Below are 19,848 nucleotides of genomic sequence, written 5' to 3'. Positions count from 1 at the left end.
AAAGGGCAAGGGGCAAAGGTAAATAGCGAATAGTGAATAATTAATAACTTACTAACTCTTAACTCGTTTCTCCCCAATACCCTAATACCCCAAGCACCTATTTCCTCAACAACATCCCTAAACCTTCGATACTAACTGAAATAGAATGAATTATGATTTATTGCCAAGGAAATTAAGGATTGCATTAAAAACTCTTTCATCTTCCAGCATCCATCGATGAATTAATACAGGGAAATTTACCTCTTTTCCTACTCCCATAATAGAGCTTTTAGGAGGTAAAATCATAACATCAAAAGGAGTCCACATAATTAGGGTTTCAATCTTACTTAATATATCTTTTACATCACTATTTAAGTCTTGTAAAAATTCACTATTGGGACGCATCTGTTGAATACCTTTTAAGGGTAAAAGATGAGCGTTATTTGTGCCGTTATTAGGAGCAGAAATACTGACATATTTATTAACTTTATGAATACCATCTAATCTCTGTAAATAGTATCTGGTAACTAATCCTCCCATGCTAAAACCAATTAAGTTTATTTTTTCTTGCTCATGAAAATTATTATTTATAAATTGTTTCAGTTGTTGTGCTAAATCTCTTAAATCGGCAATACCAATACTAGGAATTAGGTCAATAGTATGGGTTTGATAACCATATTTTTCCAGAACTTTACCCATAGATTGAAATATTTTTCCTGTATCTGTAATACCGTGAACCATTAATACTTTTTTTTGATTCATTTTTATCTAAAAAATTAATAAGATTTATTTTAATCACCCCAATTTGATGCAAGATAGTGCTTCGGGTTTCAGGTGATAAGTAGCAGGTTAAATATAAAGTTAAAAGTCTATAAACTATACATTTAATAATTGCCTATTGCCTACCCTAACCAATAATTTATTACATAACGAGAAATAAGAAAGCCACAAATTTAATTTATGGTAGGAAAATTCCCTCATTGGCAACAGATTGAATAAATTTTGTTGCATCATCTACTGGTAAAGGATAACTGAAAAAATAACCTTGCATGGTGTCACATTGTAGATTTTTAAGTAGGTAGGCTTGTTCTTGATTTTCTACTCCTTCTGCTACCACTTGTAAATTGAAGCCTTTTCCTAGAGTTATCACTGCCGAAATAATGGCTAATTCACTAGGTTCATTTTTTAAATCTCTAACAAAACTCTGGTCTATTTTTATTTTTTGAAAAGGAAATTTTTTTAAATAACCGACTGAAGAATAACCAGAGCCAAAATCATCCATAGTAATAGAAATACCTATTTCTGTCAATTCTTCTAAAATTTCTTTGGTTAATTCTGGATGAACAATAATACTTGTTTCTGTTATTTCTAGCTCTAAATATTCTGGCTCTAATTTTGTTTCTTTAAGAATTTGTTTGAGTGATGTGACTAAGTTTGGTTGACATTGTCTGGGAGATAAATTAACAGCTATTTTAAGGGGTGCTAAACCTGATTGTTGCCATTTTTTGTTCTGTTTACAAGCTGTAAATAAAACCCATTCTCCAATACTATTAATAAATCCTGTTTCTTCGGCAATAGGTATAAATTGCTCTGGTGATACCATTCCTAAATCGGGGTGTTGCCAACGAATTAAGGCTTCCATTCCTGTTACTTTGCCTGTATTAATATTTATCTGCGGTTGATAGTATAAGCAAAGTTGGCTTTCTCTTATGGCTTGATAAAGGTTTGTTTCAAGGTGTAATAATTCTGTATTTCTTTTGTTCATGGAGGGATTATAATACTGATATTGATTCCCCCCACTGTCTTTACTGCGATATAAGGCTATATCGGCATTTTTGAGTAAGTTTTCTGGGTTTTCACCGTCTTGAGGATAAATAGCGATACCCATACTTAAATGGCAGTATAGTTGATATTCGGAAATAATTATCGGTTGTTTAAGGCTATTAAATATCCTTTTAGCGACAATAGTGGCATCTTGGGGATTTTTTATTTCTGATAACAGTATGGTGAATTCATCCCCTCCCCAACGGGCAATTATATCCGCACTCCTGAGACAGTTTTTAATTTTTATGGCTACTTCTTGTAAGAAGCGATCGCCTATATCATGACCTAAAGTATCATTAATATATTTGAAACGATCTAAGTCAATAAATATTACAGCTAATCTACTTTTGTACCTCTGAGAACGTGCGATCGCTTTATAGAGTTGTTCATTAAATAGATTTCGATTCCCTAGCTGTGTAAGTAAATCATGACAGGCTTGATAACATAACATCTCCTGTGCCATTTTTCTTTCTGTAATATCTCGAACTGCATAACATATATATTCTTTTGCACCATAATAGATACTGCTAATATTTGCCTCAACATCAATGAAATGACGATTGCGATGACGATGAATGGACTCTTGAACTAAATTAAGGCGATTTTTCTGAACTTTACGGATTATGCTATCATGAACTTCTGGATCGGTAGCTAAAACATCATAAATCTTTAAGGTTAAAATTTCCTCGTTGCTATAACCAATTAGACTACAATAAGCCTGATTTGCTTCAATAATTTGTTTAGAAATAGGATCAACTAAGATTATACCCTCAGATATTTGCCTGACTACTGCACGATATTTTTCCTCATTTTCTTGCAGGTTTTTTTCTAACGTATATCTATCTTCAAAACAAAAAATATAGCTTTCAATAATATCTTGCTCCTGCTGATAATAAGCATACTGAGTATAATATTTATTTTGGTGCTTAATTTCTCGAATACAAAAATTATTACTACTTGATTTCACAATCCCCTGTAAATTATCGACAAAAGGATTGGGATAACTATTACGGTTAAAATCGGGAAAAACTTCTTTGAAAAATGAGTTAAAGTGAATGATTTTACCCTCTTTATTTATGTGAATATAAGGGGCTTTAATATGATTATGATTATGATGAAAAGTAAATAAAATTTCTCTGATAAACTTTTCCTCTTGCTCTTGATTTTCTTCCGTAACAGTAGTTTGTGAAGAAGATACTTTAGAATATTTAGGATTGATGACTATATTGGATAAATTGGTAGAGGATATATTTGCCTCTGAAATAGATAGATAATCACCATTTTCTTCGTTAAAAATTTCATAAAAAACTTCAACTTCATTTCCACCAATTTTAATGAAATCTCCTGATATTAATTCATGAGACAAAGACTTGTTACCATTAATAAAAATACCATTAGAACTACGATTTCCTTTTAAATCACCATCAATAATCCAAAAAAGAGTTTGTTGATTTTCTCCCTTATATTTAACTGGTAATATTGTACAATGAAACCGAGATATTGTTGGATGATGAATAACAATTTTATTACTAGAATGACGACCAATAGAATATATTTCATTGCTCAATACAATTCTTTGTCTTATATCTCCATAAGTAATATGTATTATATGTTTTAGTTCTACTGGTTCATTCATTCCCAATAACCTCTAAAGTTATTTTATTATTTAATTGAATTATTCTTTGATCTGAAAAAATATTAACTCAAATTCGGTCTTTTAGTCATTAATAATTACTCTAAAATTTTCTAATTAGGACAATTCTTTTCAAGTTTATAAAGTAAAATATTGTCAAATACTAAAATAGTTTGCTATAATATGTAAGCGTATTTTACAAGTGGGTGCGTAGCTCAGCTGGATAGAGCAACTGCCTTCTAAGCAGTCGGTCACAGGTTCGAATCCTGTCGCACCCGTCTTTTTGTGTCAATAGTTCTAAGGTTTTTGTACGGTAATAAATTATTTGTCATCGGTAACAGATTCGTGTTGTCTTAACAAATTAGTGTCGTTTAATTAAAGGGGGTGCGACAGGATTCGCTTTCAATTCTCAAAGGGAATTCTTCCTCGATGGGAAATATTAATTAAGGAACGCACTAATTGTGGGAAAAATTTACCACGATATTCATGAATCCCATGAGTACCATATCTTAAACAACGCCGATTAGGTAAAGACGTTTCGCCTCTAAATACTATTTCTTTAACAATTTTTTCTGGTGCAATATCACTGCAAACAATATTAACTGTTGCTTCTCGGATCACTTGAGTTGTAAAATAACACTTATTTTCAGTTAAAATATACTCCCAGTATGCTAATTTTTCAGCTATGACATTAGCTAGAATATCAGATAATATTTCATATTCTAAAGGTTCTGAATTTAGTGTAGGTAAAAGCTTAGGCGTAGAATTAGAGATAGAAGCAAGCTCGTTTAAAGCTAACTCTTTCTCAAAAGGTTGAATATAAGGTTTAAGTTTACATTTTATGATCATGAATTAATATCTTACTCCTTTTTATTTATTTTTGAGAATTAAAATATTTTCTTGCTTAATTCTGCCAATCGAGGGGTTAACGGCTTTTTTTGTATCTTGCATTCTCCGATTAATTCGACTAACTTCTTGAAAACCACATTTAGAAGCAACATTAGAAATTATAGCGTTTCCCAGCTTTATGAGGTACACTTAATCAATTTCTTAAATTAATTGAAAATTATCACAATATGAAATCTTACTCGATCGATCTTAGGCAAAAGATTATTGATATTCAAGAAAAAGAAAAATTGTCTATTCGAGCATTAGCCACTCACTTTTGTGTTGCCAAAAGTTTTGTACAAAAAATTGTCAAACAATATAAACAGACAGGCAATATATCTCCTCGTAAAAGAGGAGGTGCCCAAAAACCAAAAGTGTCCCCTGAAAATTTGATAATTCTTCAAGAGATTATGGAACAAAATAATGATTGTACATTAAGGGAACTATGTTCCTTGTTAGAATCAAAAATAGGAATCACCGTTAGTACATCTACAATGGATAGACTTTGTAAGAAGTTAAATTTTACTGTTAAAAAAAACACTATATGCCACGGAAAAACATAGTGATAGAGTTCAATTAAAACGTTGTGAATATTGGAATGAAATCAGAGAAATAAAAGAAGAAGACCTAATATTTATAGATGAATCAGGAGTAAATTTAGCACTATTAAGATTATATGCTCGAAGTTTAAAAGGAAAAAGAGCAAGGGGAGAAAAGTCACAGAAAAGGGGAAGAAACGTTTCTATGTTAACTGCTTTATCATTAAAAGAAGTTGTCACTTCCACAAATATATATGGAGCGGTAGATGGATTAACTTTTGAAGCATTTATTATGAGAAAACTGATTCCAAAACTATGGAAAGGTGCTTGTGTAGTAATGGATAATGGGACAATTCATCTCGGGGAAATAATCAGAAAAGAAATAGAGAAAGTGGGAGCAAAATTAGTTTATCTATCACCATATTCACCGGATTTTTCTCCCATCGAAAATTTTTGGTCAAAGGTCAAAGAAATACTGAAAAAAATATCACCTCGAACAAATTGTGAGTTGGTGGAAGCGAGCGATTTAGCAATGAGTGAAGTAACACAAACAGATATTCATAATTGGTTTACTCATTGTTGTTACTGTACCTCATAACTGTGGGAAACGCTATACCTGATTTACTACCAAAAATTGGAAAAAAATTAAAAATAAACGAACTTGTTGAAAACTATCTTGAAGGAATTGAAGAATTAATTATTATTCCTCATATTTATCTACATTTAATTCCCTTTAGTGCCATCCCAATTAATGAAAAAGAAACCTTGGGCGATCGCTTCTTAATTCGTTATGCCCCCAGTTGCCAGATATTAGAATTTTGTGCTAATCGACCAGAATTAGGGGAAAATCTCACCTATGGTACTGTGGAAAATGCCACAGAAGACTTACCCTGTGCTAGTTTTGACGGAGAACAAATAGCTCAACTTTACCAAATCCCAGAACATTTAAGGTTACAAGGAAGCGAACAAGCTACCGTCAAAAATTATCGGCAATTGATGGAGCAAATACAAGTATTGCATTCCAGTCACCACGCCCAATCCAGATTAGGGCGTGTCTGCAAAATGGTAAAATGAGTAAAACTACTTAAAATAATTAATGTTATGGAAGCACGCCGCGAAGCGGATCCCGTCGGGATCGCTCTTAATCCTAACCAAGCAATTAATAGAAAAGATATAACGGATATACAATGGGAAAAGTTACAACCATTATTACCACCACAGAAACCATCAAAAGGAAGACCTAATCTAGATCATAGGCAAATAATCAATGGAATTCTCTGGATTTTGAGAACTGGTGCACCTTGGAGGGATTTACCACCTTGTTATGGGATTCATAGCACAGTTTCTAGCCGATTCTATCGATGGCGAAAAGCAGAAGTTTGGGAGCAAATTCTCGCAAAACTTCAAACGATCGCAGACTATGAGGAACGGATTGATTGGGAAGTCCATTCTGGAGATAGTACAGTTATCAGGGCCCATCAACAGGCAGGGGGTGCAAAAGGGGGCAACAAAACCAAGATTTAGGGCGTAGTAAAGGGGGATTTACCACCAAAGTTCATGTTAGAGTGGAGGGATTCGGAAAACCAATAACTTTGAGTCTAACTTCAGGGGAACGTCATGACACCGTAGCTTTTGACGATTTACTGACTGGAGGAAAAGTAAAACGTAGGGGCAGAGGAAGACCAAAGAGTAGGTTTCGCTATTTTTTAGGTGATAAAGCGTACAGTAGTCAAGAAATTCGGGAAAAACTCCGAAAAAAAGGTGTAACTCCCATAATTCCTCGCAAAAGTAATGAAAAAAAACGAGAACGCTTTAATAAAGGTCTTTATCGAGAGAGAAACCAAGTAGAAAGATTAATCAACCGTCTCAAACAAAATAGAAGAATAGCAACTCGTTACGAGAAGTATGCAGTAAATTACTTAGCTATGCTTACAATTGCTTCAATTTTTATCTGGTTATAACTAAATTTTATCAAAAAAAACTGGTTAGCGTAACTTCTACAGTAATGAAGGGCCTAAAAGCATGGGCAATTTTAATTAGCGTAGATATTACACTAATTATCAGAGACTTTTTCATATTTCAAAATCTAAGTAATTGTATAGCACCAAACATACAACAGCTTAATTTGATAATTTGCAGACACGCCCAAGTAATCCATTAATTTTCTCGCTTTTTATTTCTGATTCATTTGAAAAATTTGAGCCACAAACCAGTTCAGAAATACCATTAACAGGGATAACAAATAATGAAGATTATAGTATTTTATTTCTTGAAAAACTAATAAAAAAAGTAGAATTAACAAAAAACATTAAAAATTTATATATTATAGCAGAAAGATTATGGACTATATCTCAAGGAAAAAATGAAATAGCTTATAATTCTTTGAGAGCTTCAACTAAGTAATGTTAGTCTTTGATTTATTAACGAATCGATCGTTCCATTTACTCTAAATTTTGCAAATAGTCCCATTGTTAAATCCACCATTTCTATTGATTTTGATACTACTTTTGTTTTTCTATGAAAGCGAGCAAACCAATGACGATTATCGGAATTATTTCTTTCTATGGCTATAGTTTCGCTTTTTGTCATCACATGATACGCATCTGGATGTTTAGATAATAACTCTTGGTACGGTTTCCAATCATCAGTACAGTAGACTGTTACATCCCATTTTAGTAATCTAATTAAAAGTTTTTTGAGGGTTTCACTATCACGCTTTCCCAATTCCCAGTCGATAAGTCTGTTAGTATTACGGTCATAAGCTTTCCAGATCCATAACTTGTTTTTTTTGACTCTATAAAATGCCAAAGTTCATCTAGTTCCACAACCACCGCTTCGCAGGGTTCAGGCTTTTCATAATTTTCTAGTGCCAAAGCTCTAATCCAATTTAAAATAGTCTGAGCAGAAACATTGAGAAGCTTTGCGATCGAATTCATAGACATTCCACTGCAATACAGAATTGCTGTTTCTAGTTTCATCCACATAGGTTTACCTCGATCAATCTTATCAGTGGTGAACTGATAGTTACAGTGCTTACATTTAAACCTTTGTTGACCACGAGCAAAACCGTTTTTGATGATTTTAGTATTATGACATCGAGGGCATTGATGAGACATGGTTAATTAATGATGATAGGATCAGTCTATATCATAACATTACTTAATTGATACTCTCAGAAGAATTATTAGAAAATCAAGAGGAAGAAAAAGCAAAAGCAGTTATCGCAAATAAGATATTAGAATTAGATAAAAATCATCAGTTAGCCACAAATATATTAGTAGAAATAGTTGAAAAATCTGAAGATATAGATTTGGTAACACAATTGGAAGAATTTTTAGAAGCAAATATTAATGCTTACTTAGAAAAATATGTAAATATAAAACAACAAAAAGATCAGAAAAATCAAGATTGGATAGCCTATCAGTGTGCCAGGTACCAATTAGGCGATTCATCAAAATTTCAGGAAGGAATAACAACTTTAATCAATTTAATTAAATATAGTACAGAAATAGATACTCGGAGTTATCAAATGGAATTTTATTGGGATTACGAGGGTGATTATATAGAAGACGAAACTTTTGTATGTATAGCTACCTTAGCAGCACAAACTTTACAGAAGACTAATATAGACAATTTCTATAATGTAGTAATTTCTGAATTAAAAGACTATTTATCACCACAAATTAAACAATCTGAGAAATATCGTTATGATGCTTGTCATGAATTATTATTAGGTTATGCACAAACTATAAATTATCTTGAATTTTATAAAGCATGGCATTCTCAACCTAATATTCACCCAGAAATGCAAGAAATTATGCCCGTTGGGGAAAATAATTTAACTCAAACTTTACAGCAACAAATTAGTGTTAATTCCTTAAAACAATTACAACCTACTGAGGCAGTTTATCCTATCATAATTGATCTCTTTAGTTTAGCAGGAGAAACAGATCAAAGTGCCATTACCCAAGAAATTTCTTATCAAATATATCAACAAGTCTTTCCCGAAGATTTAGACATTCCAGAAATTAATAATGCCCCCCAATTAAAAAGAATTATTGGCAAAATAAAACAATGGGTAAAAAAAGAAAAAATAGCCCTAATTTTTTATAACCATGAACCCTATTCAGAATTAGTTAACTTCTGCCAAAAGATAAGTAACGCCGTTAATATTGGTTGGGTAACAAATGAATCTGTACCATCTTTTATACGAGGATTTTCTCCTAATCAAATTAACTTATTTAGTATCATTCAAAATTGGCTAAATGATATTTAAACTTAAAACTTGCATAAAAATTAAATCTTTTTCTGATAAATAAATGTTGCTTTTACTGGTTAAAAATTGCTTATGGAAATTATTATTTGCGGTGTGTCTGAAGTTAATGACTATATTGATGATGTGGATGGGGTTATCTCCATTATGAATCCTGCTTGGCGTATTTATGCCCCAAGTTCGATGGAGGAGAAAAAAGAAGAAAACCGTCACAGTGTGTTAGAGTTAGAATTTGATGATATTTGGGCGGAAGAAGATGAATTAGGGCTAGAAATCGTCACTAAAGACATAATTTATCAAGTTTTAGATTTTGCTGATGATTTTCAAGAAAAATACAAGGGAGAAGGCACTCTCTCAATCCACTGTCATGAGGGGATAAGTCGCTCTACTGGTATGGCTTTGGCTATTCTTACTCATCTTACTAAAGATATTGAAAGTGCAATAAATACAATTAATGATGTACGCCCCCAAGCCATGCCGAATATAGAAATTATCCGCCTTACCGATGAGATATTAAAGTTAAATGGTGAATTAGTGCAGAAAGTATTTGAGGAATATTATCACTAATACATCCATCAAGAATAGGGGCTAAAGCCCTTACCACAAAATGATCATATTGACTATTTCGTTAAATGTCCATACAATGTAGATACTAATACCTGAGATTGCTATGAAAGTTAGTAAAGTAGAAAAAAATAAACGCTCAGAAACCATTAATCTGAGAATTGAATCAAGTCACAAAGATTTAATCGACTTAGCCGCCAATGTCACAGGCAAAACTCGCAGTGCATTTATGTTAGATGCCGCCTATCAAAAAGCTCAAGAAACTTTACTCGACAGACGTTTATTTTATTTAGACGAAAAACAATGGGAAACCTTTAACCAACTTTTGGAGACTTCCCCCGCCGATAACGAACAATTATCTCATTTACTCAACCATAAAGCACCGTGGGAATGAAATATAGCGCACCAACACCCTTAAAACCATTCCACAACATTACAGACTTTGATTGTGGGCAACCCTTGCTTAATGATTGGTTACGAGAAAAGGCTTATGAAAATGAGTTAAAGGGGGCTTCTCGTACTTATGTTGTTTGTTATAATAATAAAGTAATTGCTTATTATTCCTTAGCGACGGGAAGCATTACTAGAAATATTGCTCACGGAAGTATAAGAAGAAATATGCCTGAACCTATTCCAGTGATGGTTTTAGGAAGATTAGCAGTTGATATTAATTATCAAGGGAGTGGTATCGGCTTTGGTTTAGTCAAAGATGCGGTTTTGCGGACTTTACAAGCCTCAGAGATTGCAGGAATTAGAGCTATTTTAGTCCATGCTTTAGATGAATCGGCAAAACAATTTTATCAGAATAAATGTGGCTTTAAAGTTTCTCCCGTTAATCCTTTAACTCTAATGGTGACATTAAATGAGGTGAAAAAAAGACTTAATCTGTAGAATCATTACAGGGTAAATTAATTCGGGTAAATCGCAATCTTTAGCAAAGTAACAGAAAAAAACTAAGTTGATGGTGCATAATTTCTCATTTCGCTACTGATAAATAAATAGAAAGTGAAATTAATTAGCGGAGAAAACCATGAAACTTAGCAAGATTTTACATTCTCTGACGGAAAAAGATCCTAAAATCGTGGAAATTCCTGATTTTGTCATTAGTGGCAAACCTAGTGATGAAAACCACGCTCAAAGACGGATGCAACAACGGGCGATTAATGAGGATATGCTGATAATTCCAAAAACCCTGAAAAGCTATGCCATAGCTGAAACCCCTAGAAAATCGTGCTGAAAATGCTCTTTGATTACATCAGGTAGCTTAGTTGTTGATTCTATTTTTCTCATTATTTGCGTCAATGATAAACGACCTAAACTAGGCATAAACTGCATTGATAACAGTATTAAATACATTATTACTTTAATTAATAATCCTATATAAATTCCCTGTTTCCTTAATTTCATCTCCGCAATTTTTAGTACCGATTTTAACATTTTCCAAAACTGTTCAATAATATTGTGTGCAGACCATATCCGCCATATTTCTACTCCTCTCAACGATATACTACTTAAATCCATCAATAAATAACAACTACTATTACTTTTTTGAAAAAATAACCAATTTAACTCCCCAAAAGTCGGATTTGATAATTTTTTTCTCACACAAAGCACATCTATTCCCCATTGATTTTCTTGATAATCCACTCTTTTTTTCCATTCACTTCCTTTTCCTTTAAAATCTTCTCCTTCAAATACATAACTACTTTTCCCAGCCATAATAATTTTGGTGAATCCTAGTTCATCTAATTGTTCTTTTAATTGTTTTGATACATACCAAGAATCGAGAGTAATAGGATATTTACTAATATTGATATTTTCTTTGAGACATTCTTCTTTAATTTCCTTTAACATCGCAATTAAAATACTTGGTTTATCCGTATTTTTTCTTCCCTGTTTGGAGCAATATTTTAATCCAATGGGTATTGCTTTTCCATTGATTGTTAATATGATTCCTAATATATTTTGTCCATTTACCACTTTTTTCCAACGTCCACTATACCAAGTAAATGTACAGCGTAACCTCTTTCCTACTCAGGGCAATCGCATACTAATTTTTGGTCAACGAAGTCATAATACTTTGAACGATCACTAATGATAAAATGCTAGTAATTTTCTCAATAAAACCTGCTTTTTTGACTCTTATTGCGAAAATAATGGAGTATGCGTTCGCCCTGTCTTTCCTACTCTGTCAATAACACTATCATCTACAGCAAATGTTATCTTTGCCCTTGACTGTGTAGAATTACTCTTTTTTTCAATAATTTGTAACTGTTCTACTGCCACATTGACCATCAATAATTTTAAAACTTTTTGGAGCTTGTATAATGTCCATGAAGAAATTTCTGCATATATTTTTTGATGATTAACTCCTAAGAAATCTGCCAATTGCTTAGGATTAAAACAGCCATAGGCATGACTGATTGCTAAAATCATAATAGCTTCAAATGCTTCAATTTTATGAGAGCGAAATAATCTATTAAATCTGACAAAGAAAATCTGAATTATGCTAGATAGATGAAATTTCATGATTTAGGAAAAATATTTTGGGCATTTTCATTTAAGCATACGGTTTGATTCTTAACACTTTCAGCTTTTCAGCCATTTTCAGAATTGTCAGATATGATTCGTATTGCTTTGGCTTATGGAAAATATCAATTTCATAGTCATGCTCGTACATGGACACTTCTTGATAAATGTCTCAAGGATACTATCTATAATTCATTAATCGATCATTTACGGGGGTTGCGAATTATTGCTGAGTTAACGGAAGATTCTGATAAATTGCTTATTTCGACAGTTTATTGGGATTTTAAATTAGCTAATTAATTAACGGAAAGTATGCAGGTCATTTTTTTTGATTCTGCATATTTTTTTTACTCTATCCTGATATGTAAATAGAAAAACAGACTTGGTAAACTATGGCACAATTATTCCCTCCTTTAGAACAATTTCCAAATCTTCGTCAAAAACCAACGGAAGGGGAATCTCATTTAATCAATTTTTTAGTCAATAATTTAGATGATTCCTATGAGATATATTTTCAACCTTTTCTAAATGGCGATCGCCCCGATATTGTGTTGATGAGGAAAAATTCAGGAGTGATGATTATTGAGGTTAAAGATTGGCACTTAAGAAATTATAGACTTAATCAGAAAAAACAATGGGAAGTCACTAAAAATGGCAATGATTGGTATGGGATAAAATCCCCAATAGATCAGGCTTTAGCCTATAAACAAAACCTCTATGATTTACATATTGAGAATTTATTAGAAAAAAATATCAGAGAACCAAAATATTGGGCGATCGTCACTTGTGCAGTTTATTTTCATTGTGAAACAGAAGAAAAAATTAACCACTTTTTAACAGCTAATTTTTCCCAAGATAATGGATATTTAAACTTTTTACGACACCAAGTAATATTAGGGCATGATTCTTTAACAAAACAAAACTTCAATAAGATCTTATATAAAAATTATTTAAGTCGTACATCAAAATATTTTGATGATCAATTATACAGCAGTTTTAAACGTTATTTACAACCTCCTTATCACACAAAAGAAGAAGGAAAAGAATTAAATTATACTGACAAACAAAAAGAGTTAATTGTCAGTCAAGTAGGACAAAAAAAAGCTAAAGGCAGTGCTGGTTCAGGAAAAACTTGTGTTTTAGCAAAAAGGGCAGTAAATGCTTTAAAAAGAATTGAAAAAGATTATCGAACTCATAAACCAATAATTCTCATACTAACATATAACATAACTTTAATTAATTATATTCATGATCGGATCAGTGAAGTCAGAGAAGATTTTTATTGGGGTCATTTTCATATTATTAATTATAACGATTTTATAACTCAAGAGTTAAATAATTTAGGGGTAAAAATAGATATTCCTGATGATTTTGATGATTGGGATAGTGAATCTAGATCACGATATTTTGAAGAAAATTATTATAGTAATGTTAGATTGTTTACGAGTAGAATTGATACCATCACAGAAAATAACTATGACTATCCAGTAATTTTTGTTGATGAAATTCAAGATTATAAAAGAGAATGGGTAGAAATAATCAAAAAATGTTACCTACAAAATAATGGTGAATATGTAGTTTTTGGAGATGAAAAACAAAATGTTTATGAAAGAAAAATGGAACAGGATAAAAAACCCTATACAGGAATAGGTGGAGGATGGAATTTATTAAAAACATCTTTTCGTTTATCATCAAATATTGCTGATTTAGCTAGTCAATTTCAACAAACTTTTTTTAATCAAAAATATGAAGTAGAAAAAGTAGAGATTGATAATCAAAAAATATTTTCTGGACAAGAACATATTGAATATCTATCAATGCCAATATATTCTCTGGAAAAAGTAGTCAATTTTATCAAAGCCAAAACAGAAGAATATTGTATTCATCCTAACGATATTTCTATCCAAGGATCTAGAGTAGAATTTATAAGAGATATAGATTATCATCTCAGAAAAAATAATCAACTAATGACAACAATTATGTCTGAATATGAAGAAATGTACTATAGAGTTTTAATTAAATCTTGCCAAGATTATGTCAAAAAATATTATCGCCAAGATACTCAAGATCAAAAATTAATGAGACTCAAAAACATATTTGATCAGTTATTAGGATTAACTTATCTATTCGGTGAAAGCAATAATTCTAAAAAAATAAAAGACAATACAATAGATAAAATGGCTATTCTTTGTTGTTTTGGAAAAAAAGCTAATATTTTAGGAATTAAAAGACAATTGTTAAATTACTTACAAGTCAATGAAATATCAGAAAATTCTTATTGGCAGTGGTTTGAAAATATAAGTATTGTTATAAATAACTTAAAATATCATGATCTGATAAAAAATCGCTGGATTAATGAATTAAATACAATTAGGAAATATAAGAAAAGACATTTTTGGATGAATACTGGTAACACTAAATTCTCAACAATTCATAGTTTTAAAGGGTGGGAAGTTGATACCTTATTTTTATTAATTGAAAAAGAATCAACGGATGATACTTTTATGACAGATGAATTAATTTATACAGCAATTACTCGTTGTCGTAATAAATTATTTATTATAGATTTAGATGGTACTCGTTATCAGAATTTCTTTGAGTCTTTTTTATCCTCAACTCCAAAATTATCTTGTATTAATTTTTAAATTCTATTATCAAAATATTAAATTATGTGTAAATTATCGATCGAACTTGTGCCTCAAAGCTGTTGGTTTTCCAATGTCAGAGATCATGTCGATAAAAAAACATGGGATATACTCAGAAAAGATACCTATAAAAAAGCTCATTATAAATGCGAAATTTGTGGAGGAGTAGGAGAAAAACATCCCGTAGAATGCCACGAAATTTGGCACTATGATGATGAAAAATATATCCAAAAATTAATTGGTTTAACTGCTCTTTGTCCGAGTTGTCATCAAGTCAAACATATAGGATTAGCAAGAGTTAGAGGAAAAGAAGCAGAAGCAAAAAAACATTTAGCTAACGTTAATAATTGGTCAAATTTAGAGGTTGAAAAATATTTAACAACTGTTTGGAGTCAATGGCAAAAACGAAGCCAAAATAATTGGAAATTAGATCTTTCTTGGTTAGAAGATAATTTTAATATTAAAGTAACTGAAAAAAGATAATTAAGTCAAGGATTCCAAAATTCTATATCACCAAAAAAACCTAAATCTTTATAATCAATAGTCCAAATTTGACTTTGATATTTTTTAGCAATTACTATTACCGAAGCATCCTCCAAAGTACCTCCCCAATGGGGAAAATTCAACACTAAATCGGATATACTCACAAAATCTGATTCAGAGATAGTCACAATTACTGTTTCCTCCTGAATAACACTTAATAATTTCTGTGCTATCTTGGGTGATTCATTGCGAGATACAAACTTATAAACCTCAAATAATATGGGTAAAGGAGTTAAAACTTCCCCAAAAACAAGGGAAATTTGGCTAAAACCGAGTTTAGCTTCACTATGATAGTTATCTCTTTCAGATACTAACGCTATTAATGGTCCTGCATCTAATACTAATCGTTTCATTAGCGGTTATTTATATTTGTAGAGGCATCCTTTGGCGCATTTTTAACTATTCCTGCTAACTTTAATAACCCTTCACCGTTACGAGGACGTAATTTTTCTTTTAATGCCATTTGTACGACGCTGGAGGCATTTTCTTGAGGATGCTGTTTTAAGTAATTAGTTAATTCTTCCCATAATTCATCGGGGATATATAAAGTTTTTTTCATGATAATTATGTGTAAGTATGACTAATATCATACTAGCTTATTTTTCATCTTTTTTATTAGAGAAAAATTAAATTCGGATTTTTGTGAAAGATCGCCCTTACAATAAATAATGGAGGATTTAAGGGTGATTTGATGATATGAGTAAGCTAGTAGTGTTAAACTTGGGTGCAGGAAACTTAAATGATGGATTTCGTAATGTTATCGCTCAATTAAGGTTAAAAGACGGCAAAATAGAGCAGTTTATCGGTAGTTTACCTCCAGCACCCGAATTGGCAACCCTTAACCAACAATGGCAACTCTTATATTATGCCCTACATCAGCGTTTTGACGTGGCTAGACGCAGACTTTTTGAAGTGGAAGAAAAAGGACTTACAAATATTTCTGTAAGAGGATTTCAAGAGCTTTGTCAAGAAATTGAAACAAAATTTAACCTTTGGCTTGATTCTCCCTCATTTTTGAAGGTCGATCATAAATTAAGAACCAAATTAGACCAAAATGAAGAAGTACAAATAATCATAGAAACGGGAGATCGCACCTTACATCGTTTTCCGTGGCATTTATGGCATTTTTTAGAGGATTATCAACAGGCAGAAATTGGCTTAAGTAACCTTGAATATAGCCCCATTAACCTTGAGAAAAAGCAGAGAAATAAACCGAGAAATAAACCGAGAATATTAACTATTTTAGGGCATAGTGAAGGCATAAATGTAAAAGCAGATCAGGTATTAATTGCTCAAATAAACAATGCAGAAATAGTGTTTTTAGTCGAACCAAAATCAGCCGAATTTCATGAGATATTATGGGATGAAAAAGGATGGGATATATTATTTTTTGCAGGTCATAGTCATACAGAAAATCATCAAGGAATTATCTTTATTAATCCCCAAGAAAGTTTAAACATTAAAGAATTAAAAACCGCCATCAATAAAGCTATAAAACAAGGATTACAATTAGCTATTTTTAACTCCTGTGACGGTATAGGATTAGCAGAAGAATTAAGTAAATTAAACTTACCTCAAATCATTGTAATGCGTGAGGGCGTACCAGATTTAATTGCTCAAGAATTTCTGAAATATTTTTTATCTGCTTTACAACAAAATAAATCTGTTTTTTGCTCATTAAGAGAAGCGAGAGAAAGACTACAGGCATGGGATAACGATTTTCCCGGTGGCAGTTGGCTACCGATGATTTGTCAAAATTTATCAATACCTAATGATTCTATTTTTAAAATATCTTTTGATGATAAAATTGAAGTTCCTAAGAAAAATAAGTCGAATGTAAAAATATTTTTTTATTCTATTTTATTATTATTATTAATACTATTTGTTGCTGTTAAAAATTATGATAATTATTCCTTAAATAAATTATCTTCAATCATATCTAATTTATTGGTAAATAATCAATTAAAGTCCGAAAATATAACTTTTGAAGAGGAAGGAAAGATACTAATTGAGAACTTATACCAAGCATTATCAAATAAAGATTTTCCTCTAGCTGAGACGTTTTATGATGTCTCTTTAAAACAACAATTTAATCCTGATTTTTTTAAACAGTTTAGTAAAGTGACAGTTAATAACTTAGAAGTGAGCTATCAAGATATGAATATAATAAAATTTATTGGAGAAAATAATTACATTTATTTAGACAATACATATCAAACAGAAAAAAGAAATTATACTGTTAGTAAAATCGGTAATCAACTTCAAATTACCTCCTCAAATTTTATAGAAGTTACGAAACCTCGTTAAATAATCTGCATAAATTACAAATTATTCCCTGATATATAAGTAGCAGAAAAATCAGAGAGTAAAAATTATGGATACTTGGAAACAACTCAAATCCACCTATAGAAAAGCCTACCATCAAATTACTACCGAAAAACCCTATGAAGATGAACAAAAATATAAAACCTTTGGCTCTTGTGTTGCTATGCTGTGCCATGATAACGTCAAAAATTCAATGCCAGATCGCATCCGCATCTTGTATTTAAGTAAATTAGGTGACTTATCAGGGGGACCTACAGTCAGGGAACACGCCTGTATTCAATCTGCCTATGCCATTGGTGATGCGGTAGAAATTAAATATCATGGAATGACAAGCTATGCTTTAGACGAAAGATTTCCCCTCCCCGGCACATGGGATTATGAAAAAGCCTATAATTTCTCCATTCCCTATATCTTCGGCAAAATAATGCCTATCCATATAAAAGTGTGGTTAGAAGAAAGATGTTTTGATGACTCCCCTGAAGACATCCTAGAAATTCAAAAACGATTACAAACCTCTTCTGATTACCAGTATTAAAACGCATAAATTCCTCAATCTTTGCGGATAAATAAATGGGATATAAAATTATGAAAAAATCAACTATGGATAATATCAAAGAAATTAGAGACTATGTTTACAACGAATTATGCAACCTTGAATCCAAAGATAAACATAACCGAGACTTAATGAGGAGAAAAATTAATCAACTTAATTTACTGTTAGAAATGTTAGACAATTTTGAAGAAGAATTAACCCGATACGAATTGATGAACAATACCCAACTTAAATTAAATCAGATTGAAACTCAGGAATATCCCCTATAAAAAATATGAAGCAAATATTCAATTTATTTTACTTGATTACCTTTATCTATAGTATAAGTTTTTCTGCTTATTTAGGTTGGTGGATTTTGCGTGATTGGAAGGCTTTAGAGTATTCTCATAATGTCGAAAAAAATTATGATGTCTCCATACATCATCGAATCAATTTAGTGGCAGAAGGCACTGGATTTTTATTATTAAATTGTCTCACAGCCATGAGTGTCATTGGCTTAAATATTAACAATAGTAAAGACTCTTAATGTATTTTTATCATTTTGTAGGGGTTGAATATTATTCACTGGTGTCAACTTAGGCAGTAAGCAACAATAACTTTTACACTTTAAGAAGCGATCGCACTTTCAACTTGTACCAAAGCACGATCGCACCCTGACTATTATCTCTGATTATCAAAAAATCGGCGAAATTGATAAAGCGAAGGAATAATTAATCATTTTTTTGAATTAAGTTTAATTTCAACCATTATGACTACTATATTAAACTACTAATTTTTTGCTTAACTTTTAATAATTGAGTCTCTATTTCTTTGCCTTTCTCTTGTTGGTTAGTGTTGTTTTTTTGCAATTCATTTTTTGTCAAATTAATATCCCATAATAGTTCATCATAAAATTTAATTGATTCCACGATACTAACCTGATAATCATTTCTTATTTCTTCAGCTAAATCATGGTAATTTTGACGACATTGATTTCTAGCTTCTTTTAATCTTTGCTCATATTTTCTTTCTTCATCTTTTTCTTTCTCATTCATAAATATATCAACAGCAAAGCCTAATCCTGCAAAAATAGGAGCAAATCCTCGAATATTTTTAGCCATTTTAAACGCACCCCAAGGTTTAAATTTTACCCCTAAATTTTTACCCACATTATAAACAACATCTCTTGTCGCTTTAGATGCAAAATTACCCATAAAATTAAAGGCGTTACCAGCATATTTACCATAATTATAATTACTATTTGACTCATTAAAATTATAATCTTGAGTTTTTTTCTTTTCTCTAAATTCAACTTCTACTTTTTGTCCTAAAGGGGATTCTCCTAGTTGTTGTAATTCATTTTTTAAATTATTTAACTCTGATTTAAGATCATTATTTATCTCTGTAATTATTTTCTCTATTAATAAATTAATTTGTTGTTCAGCATTGGTGCTTTCTTTATTAATTTCATCTTCATTGTGACATCCATCGATTTTATCAGCTACTTTATCACCAATCATCGTTATCTCATGTTCAAGTTGATTTAAAGCTGAATTGTAAATATTTTTAGCTCT

General features: G+C 31.4%; 24 protein-coding genes, 1 tRNA gene and 1 pseudogene. 17 read left to right on the top strand and 9 right to left on the bottom strand.

Annotated features, from left to right (window positions below):
* Nucleotides 1-150 precede the first annotated feature (150 nt).
* Nucleotides 151-741: an alpha/beta fold hydrolase gene (locus Dongsha4_RS10595; RefSeq protein WP_330202362.1), complete on the bottom strand. Its 591-nt coding sequence runs from the start codon at nt 739-741 to the stop codon at nt 151-153.
* Between the two features lie 196 nt (nt 742-937).
* Nucleotides 938-3,439, bottom strand: a complete 2,502-nt coding sequence (locus tag Dongsha4_RS10590) for an EAL domain-containing protein (protein ID WP_330202361.1) — start codon at nt 3,437-3,439, stop codon at nt 938-940.
* Nucleotides 3,440-3,640: 201 nt separating this feature from the next.
* On the opposite strand from Dongsha4_RS10590, the gene Dongsha4_RS10585 reads away from it, so the two are divergent.
* A tRNA-Arg gene (locus Dongsha4_RS10585) sits at nt 3,641-3,714 on the top strand.
* Between the two features lie 124 nt (nt 3,715-3,838).
* Here Dongsha4_RS10585 and Dongsha4_RS10580 read toward each other — a convergent pair.
* On the bottom strand, nt 3,839-4,285 hold the full coding sequence (locus Dongsha4_RS10580) for a hypothetical protein (protein ID WP_330202360.1): 447 nt from the start codon (nt 4,283-4,285) through the stop codon (nt 3,839-3,841).
* Between the two features lie 227 nt (nt 4,286-4,512).
* On the opposite strand from Dongsha4_RS10580, the gene Dongsha4_RS10575 reads away from it, so the two are divergent.
* From Dongsha4_RS10575 to Dongsha4_RS10560, 4 genes and pseudogenes are all read left to right on the top strand, one after another.
* Nucleotides 4,513-5,461, top strand: a protein-coding gene (locus Dongsha4_RS10575; protein WP_330202359.1) for an IS630 family transposase whose coding sequence is annotated in 2 segments (ribosomal slippage) — nt 4,513-4,856 and nt 4,855-5,461 — 951 coding nt in all. Because the reading frame shifts where the segments join, the coding sequence is not laid out codon by codon here.
* Nucleotides 5,462-5,463: 2 nt separating this feature from the next.
* Nucleotides 5,464-5,937, top strand: a complete 474-nt coding sequence (locus tag Dongsha4_RS10570; RefSeq protein ID WP_330202358.1) for a CHAT domain-containing protein — start codon at nt 5,464-5,466, stop codon at nt 5,935-5,937.
* Nucleotides 5,938-6,021: 84 nt separating this feature from the next.
* Nucleotides 6,022-6,824: pseudogene (locus Dongsha4_RS10565) on the top strand (IS5 family transposase).
* 172 nt (nt 6,825-6,996) lie between these two features.
* On the top strand, nt 6,997-7,266 hold the full coding sequence (locus Dongsha4_RS10560; RefSeq protein ID WP_330202357.1) for a hypothetical protein: 270 nt from the start codon (nt 6,997-6,999) through the stop codon (nt 7,264-7,266).
* Here the strand turns inward: Dongsha4_RS10560 and Dongsha4_RS10555 are convergent.
* Nucleotides 7,255-7,979, bottom strand: a protein-coding gene (locus Dongsha4_RS10555; protein WP_330202302.1) for an IS1 family transposase whose coding sequence is annotated in 2 segments (ribosomal slippage) — nt 7,255-7,655 and nt 7,655-7,979 — 726 coding nt in all. Because the reading frame shifts where the segments join, the coding sequence is not laid out codon by codon here. The genes Dongsha4_RS10560 and Dongsha4_RS10555 overlap by 12 nt on opposite strands.
* 47 nt (nt 7,980-8,026) lie before the next feature.
* On the opposite strand from Dongsha4_RS10555, the gene Dongsha4_RS10550 reads away from it, so the two are divergent.
* The 5 genes from Dongsha4_RS10550 to Dongsha4_RS10530 all read left to right on the top strand — a co-directional run bounded on the left by Dongsha4_RS10550 (nt 8,027) and on the right by Dongsha4_RS10530 (nt 10,937).
* Entirely contained in the window at nt 8,027-9,139 is a 1,113-nt protein-coding gene (locus Dongsha4_RS10550; protein WP_330202356.1) for a hypothetical protein, read from the top strand.
* A 72-nt stretch (nt 9,140-9,211) separates the two neighbouring features.
* Complete coding sequence (locus Dongsha4_RS10545; protein ID WP_330202355.1) at nt 9,212-9,703, top strand: hypothetical protein; 492 nt, start codon at nt 9,212-9,214, stop codon at nt 9,701-9,703.
* A gap of 103 nt (nt 9,704-9,806) precedes the next feature.
* Complete coding sequence (locus Dongsha4_RS10540) at nt 9,807-10,094, top strand: DUF1778 domain-containing protein (RefSeq protein WP_330202354.1); 288 nt, start codon at nt 9,807-9,809, stop codon at nt 10,092-10,094.
* Nucleotides 10,091-10,591 carry a GNAT family N-acetyltransferase gene (locus tag Dongsha4_RS10535; protein WP_330202353.1) on the top strand — a complete coding sequence of 167 codons (501 nt, stop codon included), beginning with the start codon at nt 10,091-10,093 and terminating at the stop codon, nt 10,589-10,591. Before Dongsha4_RS10540 ends, Dongsha4_RS10535 begins: the two co-directional genes overlap by 4 nt.
* Nucleotides 10,592-10,730: 139 nt before the next feature.
* Nucleotides 10,731-10,937, top strand: coding sequence for a hypothetical protein (locus tag Dongsha4_RS10530; protein ID WP_330202352.1), 207 nt, complete (start codon nt 10,731-10,733; stop codon nt 10,935-10,937).
* On the opposite strand, the gene Dongsha4_RS10525 is transcribed toward Dongsha4_RS10530, so the two are convergent.
* Nucleotides 10,901-11,680, bottom strand: a complete 780-nt coding sequence (locus Dongsha4_RS10525; protein WP_330202351.1) for a hypothetical protein — start codon at nt 11,678-11,680, stop codon at nt 10,901-10,903. The two genes, Dongsha4_RS10530 and Dongsha4_RS10525, sit on opposite strands and share 37 nt — an antisense overlap.
* A 162-nt stretch (nt 11,681-11,842) precedes the next feature.
* Nucleotides 11,843-12,229, bottom strand: coding sequence for a hypothetical protein (locus tag Dongsha4_RS10520; RefSeq protein ID WP_330202350.1), 387 nt, complete (start codon nt 12,227-12,229; stop codon nt 11,843-11,845).
* Between the two features lie 93 nt (nt 12,230-12,322).
* Between Dongsha4_RS10520 and Dongsha4_RS10515 the strand changes: the two genes are divergently transcribed.
* The 3 genes from Dongsha4_RS10515 (at nt 12,323) to Dongsha4_RS10505 (ending at nt 15,357) form a co-directional block, all read left to right on the top strand.
* Nucleotides 12,323-12,529 carry a hypothetical protein gene (locus Dongsha4_RS10515; protein WP_330202349.1) on the top strand — a complete coding sequence of 69 codons (207 nt, stop codon included), beginning with the start codon at nt 12,323-12,325 and terminating at the stop codon, nt 12,527-12,529.
* Nucleotides 12,530-12,621: 92 nt separating this feature from the next.
* On the top strand, nt 12,622-14,874 hold the full coding sequence (locus Dongsha4_RS10510) for a nuclease-related domain-containing DEAD/DEAH box helicase (RefSeq protein ID WP_330202348.1): 2,253 nt from the start codon (nt 12,622-12,624) through the stop codon (nt 14,872-14,874).
* A 24-nt stretch (nt 14,875-14,898) separates the two neighbouring features.
* Complete coding sequence (locus tag Dongsha4_RS10505; protein WP_330202347.1) at nt 14,899-15,357, top strand: HNH endonuclease; 459 nt, start codon at nt 14,899-14,901, stop codon at nt 15,355-15,357.
* Nucleotides 15,358-15,362: 5 nt separating this feature from the next.
* On the opposite strand, the gene Dongsha4_RS10500 is transcribed toward Dongsha4_RS10505, so the two are convergent.
* The gene (locus Dongsha4_RS10500; protein WP_330202346.1) at nt 15,363-15,770 is read right to left on the bottom strand and encodes a type II toxin-antitoxin system VapC family toxin; all 408 of its coding nucleotides are present in this window, start codon (nt 15,768-15,770) and stop codon (nt 15,363-15,365) included.
* Nucleotides 15,770-15,976, bottom strand: coding sequence for a hypothetical protein (locus Dongsha4_RS10495; RefSeq protein ID WP_330202345.1), 207 nt, complete (start codon nt 15,974-15,976; stop codon nt 15,770-15,772). Before Dongsha4_RS10495 ends, Dongsha4_RS10500 begins: the two co-directional genes overlap by 1 nt.
* 137 nt (nt 15,977-16,113) lie before the next feature.
* Between Dongsha4_RS10495 and Dongsha4_RS10490 the strand changes: the two genes are divergently transcribed.
* From Dongsha4_RS10490 to Dongsha4_RS10475, 4 genes are all read left to right on the top strand, one after another.
* Nucleotides 16,114-17,724, top strand: coding sequence for a CHAT domain-containing protein (locus tag Dongsha4_RS10490; RefSeq protein ID WP_330202344.1), 1,611 nt, complete (start codon nt 16,114-16,116; stop codon nt 17,722-17,724).
* Between the two features lie 67 nt (nt 17,725-17,791).
* Nucleotides 17,792-18,277 (top strand): hypothetical protein, encoded by a 486-nt coding sequence (locus tag Dongsha4_RS10485; protein ID WP_330202343.1) that lies wholly within the window; start codon nt 17,792-17,794, stop codon nt 18,275-18,277.
* A gap of 50 nt (nt 18,278-18,327) precedes the next feature.
* Nucleotides 18,328-18,564 (top strand): hypothetical protein, encoded by a 237-nt coding sequence (locus Dongsha4_RS10480; RefSeq protein WP_330202342.1) that lies wholly within the window; start codon nt 18,328-18,330, stop codon nt 18,562-18,564.
* 5 nt (nt 18,565-18,569) lie between these two features.
* Nucleotides 18,570-18,821: a hypothetical protein gene (locus tag Dongsha4_RS10475; RefSeq protein WP_330202341.1), complete on the top strand. Its 252-nt coding sequence runs from the start codon at nt 18,570-18,572 to the stop codon at nt 18,819-18,821.
* A 229-nt stretch (nt 18,822-19,050) separates the two neighbouring features.
* On the opposite strand, the gene Dongsha4_RS10470 is transcribed toward Dongsha4_RS10475, so the two are convergent.
* On the bottom strand, nt 19,051-19,794 hold the full coding sequence (locus Dongsha4_RS10470) for a LeoA/HP0731 family dynamin-like GTPase (RefSeq protein WP_425590759.1): 744 nt from the start codon (nt 19,792-19,794) through the stop codon (nt 19,051-19,053).
* Nucleotides 19,795-19,848: the final 54 nt, after the last annotated feature.

The sequence above is a fragment of the Cyanobacterium sp. Dongsha4 genome, assembly GCF_036345015.1.
Taxonomy (GTDB): domain Bacteria; phylum Cyanobacteriota; class Cyanobacteriia; order Cyanobacteriales; family Cyanobacteriaceae; genus PCC-10605.
This window is presented reverse-complemented; position numbering and strand designations above follow the sequence as displayed.